Source organism: Microbacterium binotii, from assembly GCF_021398715.1.
Lineage (GTDB): Bacteria > Actinomycetota > Actinomycetes > Actinomycetales > Microbacteriaceae > Microbacterium > Microbacterium binotii_A.
This window is the reverse complement of sequence record NZ_CP090347.1, coordinates 1,045,074-1,062,068: the sequence shown is the minus strand read 5'-3', so window position 1 is coordinate 1,062,068 and position 16,995 is coordinate 1,045,074. Positions and strand designations below refer to the sequence as shown.

The 16,995-nt window shown below is 64.3% G+C and carries 16 protein-coding genes and 2 rRNA genes; 8 read left to right on the top strand and 10 right to left on the bottom strand.

Annotation, left to right across the window (positions count from 1 at the left end; translation table 11 throughout):
* Window positions 1-20: 20 nt before the first annotated feature.
* The gene (locus tag LXM64_RS05400) at window positions 21-860 is read right to left on the bottom strand and encodes a helix-turn-helix transcriptional regulator (protein ID WP_234074941.1); all 840 of its coding nucleotides are present in this window, start codon (window positions 858-860) and stop codon (window positions 21-23) included.
* Window positions 861-992: 132 nt separating this feature from the next.
* On the opposite strand from LXM64_RS05400, the gene LXM64_RS05395 reads away from it, so the two are divergent.
* Complete coding sequence (locus LXM64_RS05395; protein ID WP_234074940.1) at window positions 993-1,622, top strand: sugar O-acetyltransferase; 630 nt, start codon at window positions 993-995, stop codon at window positions 1,620-1,622.
* A gap of 69 nt (window positions 1,623-1,691) precedes the next feature.
* Here the strand turns inward: LXM64_RS05395 and LXM64_RS16035 are convergent, their stop codons facing one another.
* The 5 genes from LXM64_RS16035 to nrdH all read right to left on the bottom strand — a co-directional run bounded on the left by LXM64_RS16035 (window position 1,692) and on the right by nrdH (window position 5,932).
* On the bottom strand, window positions 1,692-1,826 hold the full coding sequence (locus tag LXM64_RS16035) for a hypothetical protein (RefSeq protein ID WP_267955134.1): 135 nt from the start codon (window positions 1,824-1,826) through the stop codon (window positions 1,692-1,694).
* Window positions 1,827-2,038: 212 nt separating this feature from the next.
* On the bottom strand, window positions 2,039-3,016 hold the full coding sequence (nrdF, locus tag LXM64_RS05390; protein WP_137417587.1) for a class 1b ribonucleoside-diphosphate reductase subunit beta: 978 nt from the start codon (window positions 3,014-3,016) through the stop codon (window positions 2,039-2,041).
* 61 nt (window positions 3,017-3,077) lie between these two features.
* Window positions 3,078-5,234 (bottom strand): class 1b ribonucleoside-diphosphate reductase subunit alpha, encoded by a 2,157-nt coding sequence (gene nrdE / locus LXM64_RS05385; RefSeq protein ID WP_234074939.1) that lies wholly within the window; start codon window positions 5,232-5,234, stop codon window positions 3,078-3,080.
* Entirely contained in the window at window positions 5,216-5,695 is a 480-nt protein-coding gene (gene nrdI / locus LXM64_RS05380) for a class Ib ribonucleoside-diphosphate reductase assembly flavoprotein NrdI (protein ID WP_234074938.1), read from the bottom strand. The genes nrdE and nrdI overlap by 19 nt, the downstream gene beginning before the upstream one ends.
* A gap of 3 nt (window positions 5,696-5,698) precedes the next feature.
* Complete coding sequence (gene nrdH / locus LXM64_RS05375) at window positions 5,699-5,932, bottom strand: glutaredoxin-like protein NrdH (protein WP_137417590.1); 234 nt, start codon at window positions 5,930-5,932, stop codon at window positions 5,699-5,701.
* Between the two features lie 368 nt (window positions 5,933-6,300).
* Here nrdH and LXM64_RS05370 point away from each other — a divergent pair, with 368 nt between their 5' ends.
* The 4 genes from LXM64_RS05370 to LXM64_RS05355 all read left to right on the top strand — a co-directional run bounded on the left by LXM64_RS05370 (window position 6,301) and on the right by LXM64_RS05355 (window position 10,511).
* Window positions 6,301-7,506: an MFS transporter gene (locus tag LXM64_RS05370; protein WP_137417591.1), complete on the top strand. Its 1,206-nt coding sequence runs from the start codon at window positions 6,301-6,303 to the stop codon at window positions 7,504-7,506.
* Window positions 7,507-7,585: 79 nt separating this feature from the next.
* Entirely contained in the window at window positions 7,586-8,344 is a 759-nt protein-coding gene (locus tag LXM64_RS05365; protein WP_234074937.1) for an alpha/beta fold hydrolase, read from the top strand.
* A complete protein-coding gene (locus LXM64_RS05360; protein WP_234074936.1) occupies window positions 8,341-9,510 on the top strand; it encodes an acyl-CoA dehydrogenase family protein in 1,170 nt (389 codons plus the stop codon). The genes LXM64_RS05365 and LXM64_RS05360 overlap by 4 nt, the downstream gene beginning before the upstream one ends.
* Window positions 9,507-10,511, top strand: coding sequence for an aldo/keto reductase (locus tag LXM64_RS05355; protein WP_326490541.1), 1,005 nt, complete (start codon window positions 9,507-9,509; stop codon window positions 10,509-10,511). Before LXM64_RS05360 ends, LXM64_RS05355 begins: the two co-directional genes overlap by 4 nt.
* Here the strand turns inward: LXM64_RS05355 and LXM64_RS05350 are convergent, their stop codons facing one another.
* Complete coding sequence (locus LXM64_RS05350; RefSeq protein WP_137417594.1) at window positions 10,512-10,784, bottom strand: metal-sensitive transcriptional regulator; 273 nt, start codon at window positions 10,782-10,784, stop codon at window positions 10,512-10,514. It abuts the gene before it with no gap.
* Between the two features lie 32 nt (window positions 10,785-10,816).
* Between LXM64_RS05350 and LXM64_RS05345 the strand changes: the two genes are divergently transcribed.
* The 3 genes from LXM64_RS05345 to LXM64_RS05335 are packed head-to-tail and all read left to right on the top strand — an operon-like array spanning window position 10,817 to window position 12,922.
* Complete coding sequence (locus tag LXM64_RS05345) at window positions 10,817-12,091, top strand: DUF445 domain-containing protein (protein WP_137417595.1); 1,275 nt, start codon at window positions 10,817-10,819, stop codon at window positions 12,089-12,091.
* Between the two features lie 8 nt (window positions 12,092-12,099).
* Complete coding sequence (locus LXM64_RS05340; protein WP_234074935.1) at window positions 12,100-12,447, top strand: gamma-glutamylcyclotransferase family protein; 348 nt, start codon at window positions 12,100-12,102, stop codon at window positions 12,445-12,447.
* A 10-nt stretch (window positions 12,448-12,457) separates the two neighbouring features.
* On the top strand, window positions 12,458-12,922 hold the full coding sequence (locus tag LXM64_RS05335) for a SixA phosphatase family protein (protein ID WP_234074934.1): 465 nt from the start codon (window positions 12,458-12,460) through the stop codon (window positions 12,920-12,922).
* Here the strand turns inward: LXM64_RS05335 and LXM64_RS05330 are convergent.
* The 3 genes from LXM64_RS05330 to LXM64_RS05320 form a co-directional block, all read right to left on the bottom strand.
* Window positions 12,919-13,401 carry a YbaK/EbsC family protein gene (locus LXM64_RS05330; protein WP_137417598.1) on the bottom strand — a complete coding sequence of 161 codons (483 nt, stop codon included), beginning with the start codon at window positions 13,399-13,401 and terminating at the stop codon, window positions 12,919-12,921. The two genes, LXM64_RS05335 and LXM64_RS05330, sit on opposite strands and share 4 nt — an antisense overlap.
* Window positions 13,402-13,482: 81 nt before the next feature.
* Window positions 13,483-13,599, bottom strand: a 5S ribosomal RNA gene (rrf, locus tag LXM64_RS05325).
* A 111-nt stretch (window positions 13,600-13,710) separates the two neighbouring features.
* Window positions 13,711-16,815: ribosomal RNA gene (locus LXM64_RS05320) — 23S ribosomal RNA — on the bottom strand.
* Between the last annotated feature and the right edge of the window lie 180 nt (window positions 16,816-16,995).

Here is a 16,995-nt window from a genome sequence, read left to right as displayed (position 1 = left end):
TCGTCGTCCGATGAGTGCGCTCAGACGCCCTGCGCGTCACTGGGCGGCCGAAGGGCATCGGAGACGCGACGGAAGAAGGCATCCGCGGTGGATCCCGGCACGGCATCGAAGACGGTGACCATATGCCCCTGGAGCTCCGGAACGAAGAAGTCCCGCACCGAGATCGAGAGCTGGCCGATCCCCTCGATCGTCGCGGTGATCTCCGAGGGACGCGGCAGGGTGACCTCCTGCAGACCCCAGAAGCGGAGGAAATCCGCATCCGCGCTCAACCGGCGCAGGATGGCGCCATAGCGTGCGGATGTCTCGTCACCGGAGTACCGGAAGAGCGCGACGGCGTCCCGCGCCTGCGACTCCCAGGTCGCGAGCCTCTCCCTCCCCGAGGCGTTGAACGTCTCCTCGAGGACATTCGCGCCGGGCCCGAATCGGCCGTCGGTGATCGCCATCATGAGGTCGTTCGCGACCACGACGTCGAGATTCGCGTCGGAGATATAGGCCGGGATACCCGGCCACCACCGCAGGATCGCCTCGATCTCGGCGCGCGGGCGCTCGAAGGCCGCCACCCGACGAGGTGTCGCATGCCCGGCGAGCCGGTGTAGATAGTCGGACTCCGCGGCGCTCAACCGCAACGCGCGCGCGAGTCCGGCCAGCACCTGCATGGACGGAGCGCTGCCACGGCCCTGTTCGAGTCGTAGGTAGTACTCACTGCTGACTCCCGCGAGGGTCGCGACCTCGTCGCGACGCAGGCCCGGCACGCGCCGGCCGATCTGACGTTCCACCCCCACCTGTTCGGGTTGGCGCTCCTCTCGTCGCGCCCGGAGGAATCCGCCCAGCGTCGTGCGCAGGGCGGATTCGGTGCGCAACCATCCATCCATCGGAATCAAACTTAACTCGATGTGTTCGCGGAAACATCGTCCGCGGGGAGGCGACCGCAGCGCGTTGACGGGGCACGCCCCCATCGATATGTTGTGCTTAACAACATATGAGGAGACGGCATGACCCCGGCACTGCAGGAAGCGCTCGATGACCTGGCCCGGTTGGCGGAAGACGACGACGATCTGCGCGCGCTTCTGGCGCACGACTGGCTTCGCTACCGGACTTCACCAGCCCTGCAGAAGCTGACGCGGGATGCGCACGCCACGTGCGCACGATTCAACCTGCTGTACGACACCGCACCCGACGAGGCGCGCGCCCTGTTCGCCGAGCTCGTACCCGGCGCCGGCACGGGCATCGACGTGCGCCCTCCCGTCATGATCGACTACGGCGCCAGACTGACGATCGGCGATCGTACATTCATCAACGCGGACTTCATGGTCATCGGCGGGGGCGCTGTCACGATCGGCGCGGACTGCCTCATCGGCCCGCGCTGCAGCATCTATACCCCGAACCACGCCGAGGACCTCGAACGACGCCTCGCCGGGTGGGAACTCCCCCAACCCGTGACCATCGGCTCCAACGTGTGGCTCGGCGGGTCGGTGACGCTCACCCCGGGCGTGACGATCGGCGACAACAGCATCATCGGAGCGGGCTCCGTCGTCACTCACGACATCCCCGCGAACATGCTCGCCGCGGGCAACCCCGCGCGGATCCTGCGTCCCATCCGCACGTCGGAGGACTCCGCCTGAGCCGCCCACGACGCGCCGGGAACGCAGAAGGGGCGGACGGCGAGCGTCCACCCCTTCCCGGCCCGGCGATCAGCGACCGGCATCCTTGCGCGGCTTGAGGAAGAGCTCCGGCTCGCGCTTCTCGCGCTTCGCTGCTCGCTTCTCCTTGATCGACAGCTGCGGAGCCTTCTTGGCACCTCGCGTCTTCGGCGTCTTCTTGGACATGTGGACTCGCTTCCCCTGGATGGCTGGCGGATGACCTTCGACCATAGCCCGGTTCTCGAGGAAGTCAACTTACCGCTGGCCGGGACTTTTTTCGTTGAGACGATGTGCGTGGAGACTCGCCCGGACGACGACGAGGCCCCCGGCGGACCGCCCGAGAAGGGCGACCGGCCGGGGGCCTCGTCAGTGCGGTGGAACCGCGGACTATGCGGGTGTCAGAAGTCCCAGTCCTCGTCCTCTGTGGCCTCAGCCTTGCCGATGACGTAGGAGGAGCCCGACCCGCTGAAGAAGTCGTGGTTCTCGTCCGCGTTGGGCGAGAGCGCCGACAGGATCGCCGGGTTCACGTTCGTGACCGTCGAGGGGAACATGGCCTCGAAGCCGAGGTTCATGAGCGCCTTGTTCGCGTTGTAGTGCAGGAACTTCTTGACGTCCTCGGTGAGACCGACGGCGTCGTAGAGGTCCTGCGTGTACTGCACCTCGTTGTCGTAGAGCTCGTACAGCAGCGAGAACGTGTAGTCCTTGATCTCGTCGCGTTCGGCCTGCGTGATCAGCTCCATGCCCTTCTGGAACTTGTAGCCGATGTAGTAGCCGTGCACGGCCTCGTCACGGATGATGAGGCGGATGATGTCGGCCGTGTTCGTGAGCTTCGCCTTGGCAGACCAGTGCAGCGGCAGGTAGAAGCCCGAGTAGAACAGGAACGACTCGAGCAGGGTAGAGGCGACCTTGCGCTTGAGGGGCTCGTCGCCACGGTAGTAGTCCATGACGATGTGGGCCTTCTTCTGAAGGTTCTCGTTCTCGACCGACCACCGGAACGCGTCGTCGATCTCGGGCGTCGACGCGAGGGTCGAGAAGATCGACGAGTAGCTCTTGGCGTGCACCGACTCCATGAACGCGATGTTGGTGTACACCGCCTCCTCGTGAGGCGTCAGCGCATCCGGGATCAGCGAGACCGCGCCGACCGTGCCCTGGATCGTGTCGAGCAGGGTGAGGCCGGTGAACACGCGCATCGTGAGCGTCTGCTCGTCGGGCGTCAGCGTGTTCCACGACTGGATGTCGTTGGACAGCGGCACCTTCTCGGGCAGCCAGAAGTTGTTCACGAGGCGGTTCCACACCTCGAGGTCCTTGTCGTCCTGGATGCGGTTCCAGTTGATCGCCTGGACGTGGTCGATCAGCTTCAGCTTCTCGGGGGTCATGTCGGTGTCCTTGCAGAGATCGGTCGTTGAGCGAGCGGAGCGAGTCGAGACGCGATGCGCGTCACAGCATGCAGCTGACGCACTCGGACATGTCGGTGCCTTCGAGCGCCATCTGCCGCAGGCGGATGTAGTAGATCGTCTTGATGCCCTTGCGCCATGCGTAGATCTGCGCCTTGTTGATGTCGCGCGTGGTGGCGGTGTCCTTGAAGAACAGCGTCAACGACAGGCCCTGGTCGACGTGCTGGGTCGCCGCGGCGTACGTGTCGATGACCTTCTCGTAGCCGATCTCGTACGCGTCCTGGTAGTACTCCAGGTTGTCGTTCGTCATGAACGGCGCCGGGTAGTAGACGCGGCCGAGCTTGCCTTCCTTGCGGATCTCGATCTTCGACGCGATCGGGTGGATCGACGACGTCGAGTTGTTGATGTACGAGATCGAACCGGTCGGCGGAACCGCCTGCAGGTTCTGGTTGTAGATGCCGTGCTTCTGGATCGACGCCTTCAGCTCCGCCCAGTCGCCCTGGGTGGGGATGTGGTGCCCGGCGAACAGTTCCTTGACCTTCTCCGTCTGCGGCACCCACTCCTGCTCGAGGTACTTGTCGAAGAACGCGCCCGATGCGTACGTCGAGTCCTCGAAACCGTCGAACGCGTGGCCGCGCTCGATCGCGAGCGCGTTGGAGGCGCGCAGCGCGTGGAACAGCACCGTGTAGAAGTAGATGTTCGTGAAGTCCAGGCCTTCCTCGGAGCCGTAGTGCACGTGCTCGCGCGCCAGGTATCCGTGCAGGTTCATCTGGCCCAGGCCGATCGCGTGGGACCGGTCGTTGCCGTCTTCGATCGAGCGCACCGAGCGGATGTGGCTCTGGTCGCTGACCGCGCTCAGCGCACGGATCGCGGCTTCGACCGTCTCCCCCAGGTCTCCGCCGTCCATCGCCAGGGCGATGTTCATCGAGCCCAGGTTGCAGGAGATGTCCTTGCCGATCTGGTCGTACGAGAGGTCCTCGTTGAACGTGGTCGGCGTGTTCACCTGCAGGATCTCGCTGCAGAGGTTGGACATGTTGATGCGGCCCTTGATCGGGTTCGCCCGGTTCACCGTGTCCTCGAACATGATGTACGGGTAGCCCGACTCGAACTGGATCTCTGCGAGCGTCTGGAAGAAGTCGCGCGCGTTGATCTTGGTCTTCTTGATGCGCGGGTCGTCGACCATCTCGCGGTACTTCTCGGTGACCGAGATGTCGCCGAAGGGCACGCCGTAGACCTTCTCCACGTCGTACGGCGAGAACAGGTACATGTCCTCGCCGTTCTTGGCGAGCTCGAAGGTGATGTCGGGAACGACGACACCGAGCGAGAGCGTCTTGATGCGGATCTTCTCGTCGGCGTTCTCACGCTTCGTGTCGAGGAAGCGCATGATGTCGGGGTGGTGCGCCGAGAGGTAGACGGCACCGGCACCCTGACGCGCACCGAGCTGGTTGGCGTAGCTGAAGCTGTCTTCGAGCAGCTTCATGACGGGGATGATGCCGCTGGACTGGTTCTCGATCTGCTTGATCGGTGCACCCGACTCGCGGATGTTGGACAGCAGCAGCGCCACGCCGCCACCGCGCTTGGAAAGCTGCAGCGCGGAGTTGATGCCGCGGGCGATCGACTCCATGTTGTCTTCGATGCGCAGCAGGAAGCACGAGACGAGCTCACCGCGCTGCGCTTTGCCCGCGTTGAGGAAGGTGGGGGTGGCCGGCTGGAAGCGACCGGAGATGATCTCGTCGACCAGCTGCACGGCGAGCTTCTGGTCGCCGTCGGCGAGCGCGAGGGCGGTCATGACGACGCGGTCCTCGAAGCGCTCGAGGTAGCGCTTGCCGTCGAACGTCTTCAGTGTGTAGCTCGTGTAGTACTTGAAGGCGCCGAGGAACGTCTCGAAGCGGAACTTCTTGCCGTAGGCACGGTCGTTGAGCTCCTGGATGAACTCGTGCGGGTACTTCGCGAGCACACCGGGCTCGTAGTACTCCTTCTCGACCAGGTAGTCGAGACGCTCCTTGAGCGAGTGGAAGAACACCGTGTTCTGGTTCACGTGCTGCAGGAAGTACTCCCGCGCGGCACGCTTGTCGGCGTCGAACTGGATCTGCCCATTCGCGTCGTACAGATTGAGCATCGCGTTGAGGGCGTGATAGTCCAGCCCCTCGAAACGCGCCTCGGTCTTGAAGCCCAAGTCCTTCAGTGCTGCTTCCACCATCGTTCCAATCCTTCGCCGATGCGCTCGACGTCCTCTGGCGTGCCGAACAATTCGAACCGATCCAAGTGCGGCACACGACACTTTCGGCTGATGATCTCTCCGGCGAGCCCGTAGTGCTCACCGAAGTTGGTGTTGCCCGCGGCGATCACGCCGCGAAGCAGGGATCGGTTGGCCTCGTCGTTGAGGAACCGGATCACCTGCTTGGGAACCGCTCCCCGCTCCTCGCCCCTTCCCTGACCGCCCCCGTAGGTGGGGGTGATCAGGACGAAGGGTTCGTCGATGAGAGGGGTCGGATCCGTGGGCCGCAAGGGGATCCGCACGGCCCGCATCCCGAGCTTCTCGATGAAACGCGCGGTGTTACCCGAGACGCTCGAGAAGTAGACGAGGAGCGGAGCCGACGGGGCGGGCTCACGGAGGGAGTGGGCAACCGCGCCGACCTGGTCTGCGACAGCGGTTGCCATCGGTCAGGCCAGGCGCGCGGCCAGCTCGTCGATCTTGTCGGGACGGAAGCCCGACCAGTGGTCCTCGTCGGTGATCACGACGGGAGCCTGCAGGTAGCCGAGGGCCTTGACCTGCTCGAGGGCCGCAGGATCCTGCGAGACGTCGAGGACCTCGTACTCGATGCCCTTCGAGTCCAGTGCACGGTAGGTGGCATTGCACTGCACGCACGACGGCTTGGTGTAGACGGTGATCGCCATTTCGACCTCTTTCTCCCCTCGGACGGACCTGTTCCCAGCACTTCTCGTCGCCGGGACCTCAATACTACATATGGGTACGGACATCGGATAGCACCACAAGGGGTAGTAGTTACATCCGTGTGATTTTCGTGCCGCTCTCCCCAGATACAACACAGGTTGTCCACCGTTTCATCCACAGCCGCGGCGTGTCTCGGCGGCTGAAAAAACCCTGAATCGCGGGCGAATCCTGAATGAACGACGAAACCATCCACACCGGCGTCCCGCCACCCGGATCCCGCGCGGTGGATAACCGCCGTCGGCGTGTCGCGGCGTGTCGCGCCCCCTCATCCGCCCGGCGGCCGAAGCGCCCGCCGAGATATCCTGAAGGGATGGCCGGATACCAGGAATTGCTGCGCACCCCGGGGGTGGCGCGCATCATCGCCGCACAGCTCACGGCGCGCTTCCCCAACGGGATGACGAGCCTGGCGATCCTCCTGCACGTCGAGCATGTGACCGGCTCCTACGGCTACGCGGGCCTCGTTCTCGCGGCCTCCTCCGTGGGGCAGGCGGTCTCGGGCCCCGTCACCAGCCGATGGATGGGCCGTTGGGGGATGCGGCGTGTGCTGAGCCTGACGATGATCGTCTGCGCGCTGGCGATCCTCGCCATCGGCCTGCTCGATCTTCCTGTGGCCGGCTTCATGGCGTTCGGGCTCATCGCGGGACTGTCCACCCCGCCGGTGCAGTCCGCCGTGCGCACGATCTATCCCAAGATGGTCAACTCCCGTCAGCTCACTCCGCTCTACTCGCTGGACGCGTCGCTGCAGGAGATCATCTGGATCATCGCCCCCGTGGTCATCACGTTCATCGCGACGCAGATCGGCACGTGGGAGGCGCTCGTCCTGATCGCCGTCATCCTCGTCGGCGGCGGAACGTGGTTCATCCTCTCCCCCGAGGTCGGCCGGGTGCGCATCCCTCGCAGCAAGCGACGCTTCGGGAAGGTGCTCACGCGCCCCACCGTGCTGCTGGCCACCGTCATCGGGTTCCTGCTCATCGGCGCCTGTTCCGCCGTCGAGGCGGGTGTCGTCGCGACCTTCGACCACGGCGGACTGGAGGCGGGCATCGTCCTCGCCGTGTTCTCGATCGGCAGCCTTGCCGGAGGCCTCTCATTCGGCCACGTGCCCATGGGGCCCTGGGCGATGGCGCGACGCATGGGCATCGTCGCCGTCGGCCTGGTGCTGACCATGTTCTCTCTCGACATCTGGTGGCTCTCGGGCACTCTGTTCCTCGCAGGGATCGGCATCGCCCCAGCCCTGGCGGTGCTGTTCGCGATCACCTCCGTGAGTGTCAAGTTCTCCGACACCGCCGAGGCCTACGGGTGGATCGGCACCGGCCAGCTCATCGGCGCCGCGGCGGGCTCCGCCGTCGCCGGCTTCCTCATCGACGCGGTCGAAGCACCCGGGGCCTTCATCGCGGCAGCGGGCTTCGCCGCCGCCGGCGCGATCGTCGCCATCGTGTGCGTCCGCGCCTTCCCGGATCTGCGCCACCGCGACCCGAGCCCCATCCCCGACACGGAGCCCACGCCGATCATCACCTGAGCGCCGTCCGGCGTCCGCGCAACGCCATAGAGCGACGTAGACGGGCGAGCGGGGCGGCAGGCGTTCTACGCTCGTAGACATGCCCGCATCCGTCGCGCTTCCCACCCTCGCGTGGGGCTCCCCCGCATCCGCTCATCACGCCCTCCTCGTGCACGGACTGGGATCGTCCGGCGCTCTGATGTGGCGCTTCGGAACAGCCCTGGCCGAGGCGGGCTGGCATGCCGTCGCCGTGGATCTGCGCGGTCACGGCCTGGCGCCGCGAACGCTCGACTACACGATCGCCGCCTACGCCGCCGATGTGAGCCAGACGGTTCCCGGTTCCGGCAACGCGTGGGACCTCGTCATCGGTCACTCGCTCGGCGGCGCGTCCGCCGCCCTCGCCTCGGCGGAGCATCCCGAGTGGACGAATCGGCTCGTCCTCATCGATCCCGCGCTGTACCTCCTGCCGGCCGACCGTGCGGTCGTCGAACGCAGTCAGCAGGATGCGTTCGACTCACCCACCATCGAAGAGGTGCGTGCCGCGCATCCCCACTGGCACCCGCAGGACGTCGAGCTGAAGGCGCAGGCGGCTCAGCTCGCGAGCCCCTGGGCAGTGGAGCAGACGCTGGAGCAGAATCCCGATTGGGATGTGACGGATGCGGCCGCGCGCCTCGCGGTGCCCACCCACGTGATCGCGTCCGACCCCGCCGTCTACAGCCTGTTCACGGGACCGCGTGCGGACGAGGTCCTCGCCGGCAATGCCCGCATCACACGCTCGATCGTGGCCGGAGCCGGGCACTCGCCGCATCGCGATCGCCCGGAAGCGACCGTGGCGGCGCTGCGGGAGGCACTGGCATGACCTTCGATCCGAACGCCTACCTGCCCGATGAGCTGATCGAACGCATCCGCGGGCGCGCAGCGGACACCGATCGCGAGAACGTCTTCCCGGAGGAGGATCTGGCCGAGCTGCGCGCGGCCGGCTATCTCGGCATCCTCGTTCCCGCGGATCGCGGTGGAGCGGGGTTGTCGCTCGCCGAGGCGTCCGTCCTGCAGCAGCGGCTGGCGACGGCAGCGCCCGCGACCGCGCTGGCCGTCAACATGCACCTTGTCTGGACAGGGGTGGCCAAGGTGCTGCGCGAGCGCGGAATCGACGATCTCGCGTTCGTTCAGACCGGTGCCGCGGCCGGCGAGGTGTTCGCCTTCGGTATCAGCGAAGCGGGCAACGACCTCGTGCTCTTCGACAGCGCGACCGAGGCGGTCCCCCTCCCGGACTGCGGTTACACGTTCACCGGCACGAAGATCTTCACCTCGCTCGCCCCGGTGTGGACGCACCTCGGCGTGCACGGCCTCGACACCACGTCCTCCGACGCACCCAAGCTGGTCTACGGCTTCGTGCCGCGCTCGGATGCGGTGCGCACCCGAGACGACTGGGACACGGTGGGGATGCGAGGAACGCAGTCCCGCACCACGGAGCTCCACGGCGCCGTCGCTCCCGCCGATCGGATCGTGCGCCGGGTCGCGCCCGGCCCCCAGCCCGATCCGATCGTCTTCGGCATCTTCAGCGTCTTCGAGATCCTGCTCGCGTCCGTCTACACCGGCATCGGCCGACGCGCGCTCGACGTCGCCGTCGAGACGGCCGCGCGGCGGCGCTCGCGCAAGACGGGGCTGTCGTACAGCCAGGACCCCGACATCCGGTGGCGGGTTGCGGAGATGGCGCTGACGTACGACGCCCTCGTCCCTCAGATCGCCGCGCTCGCCCACGACGTGGATGCCGGCGTCGACCACGGGGCGCGGTGGTTCTCGCTGCTGTCCGGTCTCAAGCACCGGGCAGCCGCGGGCGCCAAGCGGATCGTCGACGAGGCGATCCTCGTAGCCGGGGGCTCGTCGTATTTCTCGTCCAGCGAGTTGGGCCGCCTGTACCGCGACGTCCTCGCCGGCCAGTTCCATCCTTCCGACCCGGAGTCCGCGCACGCGACCGTCGCCGCTGCGTGGCTCGGACCGCTCCAGCAGGGGGCGTCCGAGTGAGCGCCGTGGGTCGGGTCCTTCTCGGCGACGGCCTCGAGGTCAGCGCACTCGGCTACGGCGGGATGAGCCTCAGCGACGTGTACGGGCCGGTCGACGACGCGACCGCGCTCGCGACGCTGACGCACGCGGTGGATGCGGGACTCACGTTCGTCGACACGGCCAACATCTACGGCGCGGGCCGCAGCGAGCGCACGATCGCACGGCTGCTCGCCAGCCGACGCGACGAGATCACCCTGGCGACGAAGTTCGGGATCTCGGGCGGTGCGATCGGCTCACGCGGCATCCGTGGCGACGCCGCCTACGTGCGCGAGCAGATCGATCAGAGCCTCTCCCGACTCGGTACCGACCACGTCGACCTCTACTACCAGCATCGTGTCGATCCGCACGTTCCCATCGAGGAGACGGTCGGCGCGATGTCCGAGCTCGTGAGCGCGGGGAAGGTGCTCCACATCGGGCTGTCGGAGGCCACCGCGGACGAGATCCGCCGTGCTCACGCCGTGCATCCGATCGCTGCCGTCCAGACCGAGTGGAGTGTCGTCAGCCGCGACGTGGAGAAGTCCGTCGTTCCGACGGCGGCCGAGCTCGGGATCGGCTTCGTGCCGTACTCGCCGCTGAGCCGTGCCTGGCTGACCGACGCCTTCTCCCCCGCCGACATCGGGCCCGGTGACGGTCGGCCGCGGTTCCCGAGGTTCTCCGCCGAGAACCTCGCCGCCAACGCGGACCTCCGCGCCGGCTATCTCGCTCTGGCGCGCCAGCGCGGCCTGACGGGTGCGCAACTCGCGCTCGGCTGGTTGTTCACGCGCGCCGCGCAGTTCGGAGTGGCCGCAGCGCCCATCCCCGGCTCGCGCTTCACGCGACACGTGGACGAGTGGCTCCCCGCATCCGGACTCGTCCTGGACGCGGAGACCATGTCGGCCGTGGAGCCGTTCGCGGCGGCGATCAGCGGCAACCGCAGCTTCGACGTCGGGTGGACGAGTCAGCGCGAGGATCTGGCGAGCTGATCACTTCCCCGCGAAATCGAACGCGCGCAGCAGCTCCTCGACGGCGCGCTCCCGGTCCTCGCCGCCCTCTTCGAACATGTGCGCCACGTGGGTGCGCAGGTGATTCTCGAGCAGCAGACGATTCAACGATTCCAGTGAGCGCTGGATGGCCCGTGACTGCGTGATGATGTCCATGCAGTACTCCTCGGACTCGATCATCTTGGTCACCCCGCGTAGTTGTCCCTCCAGGATGCTCGTACGATGCAGGGCGCGCTTCTTGATGTCGTCGATCACGCTGACAGAGTACGCCGTGGAAGGATGACGAAATGCCCCGCACACCGACAGCACTGCTGAGCGACGCCGACCGGGAGCGGTTGCGCGGGCTGCGGCTCATGAAGGGCATCGCGCTCGGAGCCCTCATCGTGCTCGCGGTCGTCTTCGTCATCGCCTTCGCGCTGCAGAGCCGCTATCCGTGGCTCTCCTATGTGCGCGCCGCGGCGGAGGGCGGCATGGTCGGAGCGCTCGCGGATTGGTTCGCGGTGACGGCGCTGTTCCGGCGGCCGCTCGGCCTTCCCATCCCGCACACGGCGATCATCCCGACCCGCAAGGACGAGATCGGACGCACGCTGGGCGAGTTCGTCGAGACCAACTTCCTCGCCGCTCCTGTCATCCGCGGCAAGCTCGAGTCCTTCTCACTCTCGGCGCGTCTCGGCGCCTGGCTGTCGCAGCCCGCGAACGCCGAGCGCGTCGCGTCCGAGGGCGCGACGATCGCCACGAACGTCATCGAGGCGCTCAGTGACGACGACGTACAGCAGTTGCTCGGCGACCTCGCCCGCGAGCACTTGGTGCTTCCCGACTGGGGACCGCCGCTCGGCGGGTGGCTCGAGCGCATGGTCGACTCCGGTGCGCACCACGGCGCGGTCGACCTCGCCGCGGACAGCATGGCCTCGTGGCTGCGAGCGAACCGCTCGGCATTCACGGGCCTGATCTCCCGGCGCCTGCCCTCGTGGGTGCCGTCGATGGTGCACACGATGATCGATGAGGCCGCATACCACGAGGCCGTCAAGTTCGTCGCCGCGGTGCGTGCCGATCCCGATCACCCGGCACGGCACGCAGTGGACGGCTACCTCGCGCGTCTGGCGGACAACCTGCAGCACGATGCCGCGACGATCGGACGATTCGAAGACGCGAAGACGACAGTGTTCGATTCGCCTCGGGTCCGAGAGCTGGCCGGCGAGGCGTGGCGCACAGCCAAGAACGGTCTCACGCGCGGCCTCAGCGACCCGCAGAGCGGGCTGCGCCGGCGCCTGGTCGAGACCCTGACGGACATCGGCCGCCGTCTCGAACGGGATGAGGCCCTGCGCGCCCGCGTCGACGGCTGGGTGACGGATGCAGCGGTGTTCGTCATCGAGCGATACCGGCACGACATCGCCTCCGTCATCACCGACACCGTGGAACGCTGGGACCCCGAAGAGACCACCGAGAAGATCGAACTCATGGTCGGCCGCGATCTGCAGTACATTCGCCTCAACGGCACGATCGTGGGATCTCTCGCGGGTCTCACGATCTTCGCGATCGCGCACGCGGTCTTCGGAGCCTAGGGGGCGGGATGAGCACCACGGCGACGTCCGAGCGCCTCTTCTCCTACGGGACACTTCTGCTCCCGCAGGTGCAGCTCGACCTCTTCGGGCGCCGAATCGAGTCGACCGAGGACGTGCTCGCCGGCTATCACGTGCAGTACACGGAGATTGAAGACACGCGTGTCGTGGCCCTGTCCGGTCTGCCCACGCATCCTGTTCTGCGTCGGACCGGGAACACGAGCGACAAGGTCACCGGACGCGTGCTGGCGCTGACCCTCGATGAGCTGGACGCAGCCGACGAATACGAAGTCTCGCTGTACACGCGGGTGTCCGTCATCCTGCAGAGCGGACGCGACGCCTGGGTCTACGTGGGATAGGAGGCGAAACATGGTCACACTCGTCCTCGTACGCCACGCCAAGTCCGACTGGGGCGTGGCCGGGCTGAGCGACCACGAACGCCCGCTGAACGATCGCGGTCAGCGTGACGCTCCCCTGATGGCTGCGGCTCTCGCGGAGACGGGTTTCCACCCCGACCGCCTACTCACCAGCACGGCGCTGCGCGCCCGCACGACCGCGGAGGCGTTCGCAGCGTCGCTCGACGTCCCCCTCGAAACCATGCCCGAGTTGTACGGGGCGAGCGTGCCGGAGCTTTGGGACGCGGCGGCAGGTGCGGGCGGACGGAGCGTGCTCATCGTCGCCCACGATCCCGGGCTGAGCGAGCTCGCATCCGAGCTCGCGGGACGCCCTGTCACCATGACGACATGCGCCGTGGCAACGTTCCCGATCCCGGGCGATCGTTGGCCCGCCCTGCCACCCGTCGTCGACGAGTGGAACATCCAGACGCCCCGTTAGGCCGCGTCGACCTTCACGACCACGCCGCCGGTGAGAGCCACGAGTTCATCGAACGACAGGGGAAACACCGTGTGCGGCGTGCCACCGGCCGCCCAGATCTGATCGTATTGGGCGAGGTCCTCGTCGACGACAGTAACGACCGGCACAGGGTGGCCCGTGGGCGCCACTCCCCCGATCGCCTGTCCCGTCGCCGCGCGGACCTGCTCCACCGTCGCTCGGACAATAGAGGAACGCCCGAGCCGCGCCGCGAGCGCACTCGTGTCGACGCGATGGGCACCGCTGGTCATCACCAGCAGAGGTTCGTCGTCCGACCAGAACACCAGGCTATTGGCGATGGCACCGACGTCGACGCCGAGAGCGGATGCGGCAAGCGCAGCCGTCGACGCCGCGTCGGGCAGCACCACGATCTCGCCCTCAATCCCGGCAGAACGTAGAGCATCGTGGACGAGCTGGCTGCGAGGATGAAGGCCTGACGTCATAGCGACAGCGTATGGCCTTCCAGAAAAGCATGCAGAAACGCGAAAGGGCCACCCAGCTTTGGGTGGCCCTTTCTAAAAGGAGTCCGGCGGTGTCCTACTCTCCCACAGGGTCCCCCCTGCAGTACCATCGGCGCTGAGAGGCTTAGCTTCCGGGTTCGGAATGGGACCGGGCGTTTCCCTCTCGCTATGGCCGCCGAAACACTATTGATGTTTCAAGTCATGCACACAACAAAAGAATGTTGTCTGCGGTTCTCGACCGTACATCGAGAACCACTCAGTGGACGCGAACAGCTTCAGTTCAAACGAAGTGTTATCAAGTCATCGGCTTATTAGTACCAGTCAGCTACACGCATTACTGCGCTTCCACATCTGGCCTATCAACCCAGTAGTCTGGCTGGGAGCCTCTCACCCGAAGGTATGGAAGTCTCATCTTGAGGCCGGCTTCCCGCTTAGATGCTTTCAGCGGTTATCCATCCCGAACGTAGCTAATCAGCGGTGCTCCTGGCGGAACAACTGACACACCAGAGGTTCGTCCAACCCGGTCCTCTCGTACTAGGGTCAGATCCTCTCAAACTTCCTACGCGCGCAGCGGATAGGGACCGAACTGTCTCACGACGTTCTAAACCCAGCTCGCGTACCGCTTTAATGGGCGAACAGCCCAACCCTTGGGACCTACTCCAGCCCCAGGATGCGACGAGCCGACATCGAGGTGCCAAACCATGCCGTCGATATGGACTCTTGGGCAAGATCAGCCTGTTATCCCCGAGGTACCTTTTATCCGTTGAGCGACAGCGCTTCCACAAGCCACTGCCGGATCACTAGTCCCGACTTTCGTCCCTGCTCGACCTGTCAGTCTCACAGTCAAGCTCCCTTGTGCACTTACACTCGCCACCTGATTGCCAACCAGGTTGAGGGAACCTTTGGGCGCCTCCGTTACTTTTTGGGAGGCAACCGCCCCAGTTAAACTACCCACCAGGCACTGTCCCTGAACCGGATTACGGTTCGAAGTTAGATATCCAGAGTGACCAGAGTGGTATTTCAACAATGACTCCACAAACACTGGCGTGTCTGCTTCACAGTCTCCCACCTATCCTACACAAGCCACACCGAACACCAATACCAAGCTGTAGTAAAGGTCACGGGGTCTTTCCGTCCTGCTGCGCGTAACGAGCATCTTTACTCGTAATGCAATTTCGCCGAGTTCGCGGTTGAGACAGTTGGGAAGTCGTTACGCCATTCGTGCAGGTCGGAACTTACCCGACAAGGAATTTCGCTACCTTAGGATGGTTATAGTTACCACCGCCGTTTACTGGGGCTTAAATTCGCAGCTTCGCTTACGCTAACCGCTCCTCTTAACCTTCCAGCACCGGGCAGGCGTCAGTCCGTATACATCGTCTTGCGACTTGGCACGGACCTGTGTTTTTAGTAAACAGTCGCTACCCACTAGTCTCTGCGGCCACCACACCCTTTCCGGAGCAAGTCCGTATAAGTGGATGGCCCCCCTTCTCCCGAAGTTACGGGGGCATTTTGCCGAGTTCCTTAACCACGATTCTCTCGATCTCCTTGGTATTCTCTACCTGACCACCTGAGTCGGTTTGGGGTACGGGCAGCTAGAACCTCGCGTCGATGCTTTTCTCGGCAGCATAGGATCACCCACTTTTTATCCGCATCGTGTCTCAGCCGAACGAGTCGCGGATTTGCCTACGACTCAGCCTACGCACTTGCCCCGGGACAACCATCGCCCGGGTTGGGCTACCTTCCTGCGTCACACCTGTTAATACGCTAACCGCACCAGCGTGGGGTCGAGCGTTCACCAAGACGGCATCACCCCGAAGGGATCCACACATTCCTGGCTAGGACTCTTAGCACCACTGGATTAGCTTGGGCGGTTCTTCGCCGGTACGGGAATATCAACCCGTTGTCCATCGACTACGCCTGTCGGCCTCGCCTTAGGTCCCGACTTACCCAGGGAAGATTAGCTTGACCCTGGAACCCTTGGTCTTTCGGAGGACGTGTTTCTCACACGTCTTTCGCTACTCATGCCTGCATTCTCACTCGTGTAGCCTCCACGGCTGGTTCACACCGCCGCTTCGCTGGCCACACGACGCTCTCCTACCCATCAACACGGCTGGACCACGAAGGCCTACCAATAATGTCAATGCCACAACTTCGGTGGCGTGCTTGAGCCCCGTTACATTGTCGGCGCGGAATCACTTGACCAGTGAGCTATTACGCACTCTTTCAAGGGTGGCTGCTTCTAAGCCAACCTCCTGGTTGTCACAGCAACTCCACATCCTTTCCCACTTAGCACGCGCTTAGGGACCTTAGTTGGTGGTCTGGGTTGTTTCCCTCTCGACTATGAAGCTTATCCCCCACAGTCTCACTGCTGCGCTCTCACTTACCGGCATTCGGAGTTTGGCTGACGTCAGTAACCTTGTAGGGCCCATCGGCCATCCAGTAGCTCTACCTCCGGCAAGAAACACGCAACGCTGCACCTAAATGCATTTCGGAGAGAACCAGCTATCACGAAGTTTGATTGGCCTTTCACCCCTATCCACAGCTCATCCCCTCAGTTTTCAACCTAAGTGGGTTCGGTCCTCCACGACGTCTTACCGTCGCTTCAACCTGGCCATGGATAGATCACTTCGCTTCGGGTCTAGGACACGCGACTGAATCGCCCTATTCAGACTCGCTTTCGCTACGGCTACCCCACACGGGTTAACCTCGCCACGTATCGCTAACTCGCAGGCTCATTCTTCAAAAGGCACGCTGTCACCCCTACTAAGGAGGCTCCAACGGTTTGTAAGCAAACGGTTTCAGGTACTATTTCACTCCCCTCCCGGGGTACTTTTCACCTTTCCCTCACGGTACTTGTCCGCTATCGGTCATCTGGGAGTATTTAGGCTTATCAGGTGGTCCTGACAGATTCACACGGGATTTCTCGGGCCCCGTGCTACTTGGGATACTCTCCACGCCAGAACACGCATTTCGACTACGGGGCTGGCACCCACTATGGCTGGCCTTTCAAGACCATTCGTCTATACGCTTCTGTCACGTCGATCACCCGGCAGGATGATCAAGAAAGTCCCACAACCCCCAACGTGCAACGCCTGCCGGCTATCACACACGCTAGGTTTAGCCTCTTCCGATTTCGCTCGCCACTACTCACGGAATCACGGTTGTTTTCTCTTCCTGTGGGTACTGAGATGTTTCACTTCCCCACGTTCCCTCTACCCGCCCTATATATTCAGGCGGGAGTCACTAGGTCGGCACGCCGCCCAGCGGGGTTTCCCCATTCGGAGACCCTCGGATCAAAGTGTGCTTATCCACTCCCCGAGGCTTATCGCAGATTGCTACGTCCTTCTTCGGCTCCAGATGCCAAGGCATCCACCGTTTGCTCTTAAAGACTTGAAATCACATGAGTTTGAATCGTCAACTCGAAAATTGACTAAATGATCTAAAAAAGATCACCTGTGAAATGAATCCGAAGATTCATCTCTAAGATGCTCGCGTCCACTGTGTAGTTCTCAAAGTACGGGCGGTACCAACCCCCACTGCACAAGCAGCAGAAGAAGGCCCAGAGGTACAGCCGCA

Bases quoted from the DNA above. Each gene is read 5' to 3' on its own strand.
- LXM64_RS05345 (WP_137417595.1), top strand. From the start codon at position 10,817: ATGCCCCGCACACCGACAGCACTGCTGAGCGACGCCGACCGGGAGCGG.
- nrdI (WP_234074938.1), bottom strand. From the start codon at position 5,695: ATGGCAACCGCTGTCGCAGACCAGGTCGGCGCGGTTGCCCACTCCCTC.
- LXM64_RS16035 (WP_267955134.1), bottom strand. From the start codon at position 1,826: ATGTCCAAGAAGACGCCGAAGACGCGAGGTGCCAAGAAGGCTCCGCAG.
- LXM64_RS05335 (WP_234074934.1), top strand. From the start codon at position 12,458: ATGGTCACACTCGTCCTCGTACGCCACGCCAAGTCCGACTGGGGCGTG.
- nrdF (WP_137417587.1), bottom strand. From the start codon at position 3,016: ATGACCCCCGAGAAGCTGAAGCTGATCGACCACGTCCAGGCGATCAAC.
- LXM64_RS05370 (WP_137417591.1), top strand. From the start codon at position 6,301: ATGGCCGGATACCAGGAATTGCTGCGCACCCCGGGGGTGGCGCGCATC.
- LXM64_RS05340 (WP_234074935.1), top strand. From the start codon at position 12,100: ATGAGCACCACGGCGACGTCCGAGCGCCTCTTCTCCTACGGGACACTT.
- nrdH (WP_137417590.1), bottom strand. From the start codon at position 5,932: ATGGCGATCACCGTCTACACCAAGCCGTCGTGCGTGCAGTGCAATGCC.
- LXM64_RS05395 (WP_234074940.1), top strand. From the start codon at position 993: ATGACCCCGGCACTGCAGGAAGCGCTCGATGACCTGGCCCGGTTGGCG.
- LXM64_RS05365 (WP_234074937.1), top strand. From the start codon at position 7,586: ATGCCCGCATCCGTCGCGCTTCCCACCCTCGCGTGGGGCTCCCCCGCA.
- nrdE (WP_234074939.1), bottom strand. From the start codon at position 5,234: ATGGTGGAAGCAGCACTGAAGGACTTGGGCTTCAAGACCGAGGCGCGT.
- LXM64_RS05330 (WP_137417598.1), bottom strand. From the start codon at position 13,401: ATGACGTCAGGCCTTCATCCTCGCAGCCAGCTCGTCCACGATGCTCTA.
- LXM64_RS05360 (WP_234074936.1), top strand. From the start codon at position 8,341: ATGACCTTCGATCCGAACGCCTACCTGCCCGATGAGCTGATCGAACGC.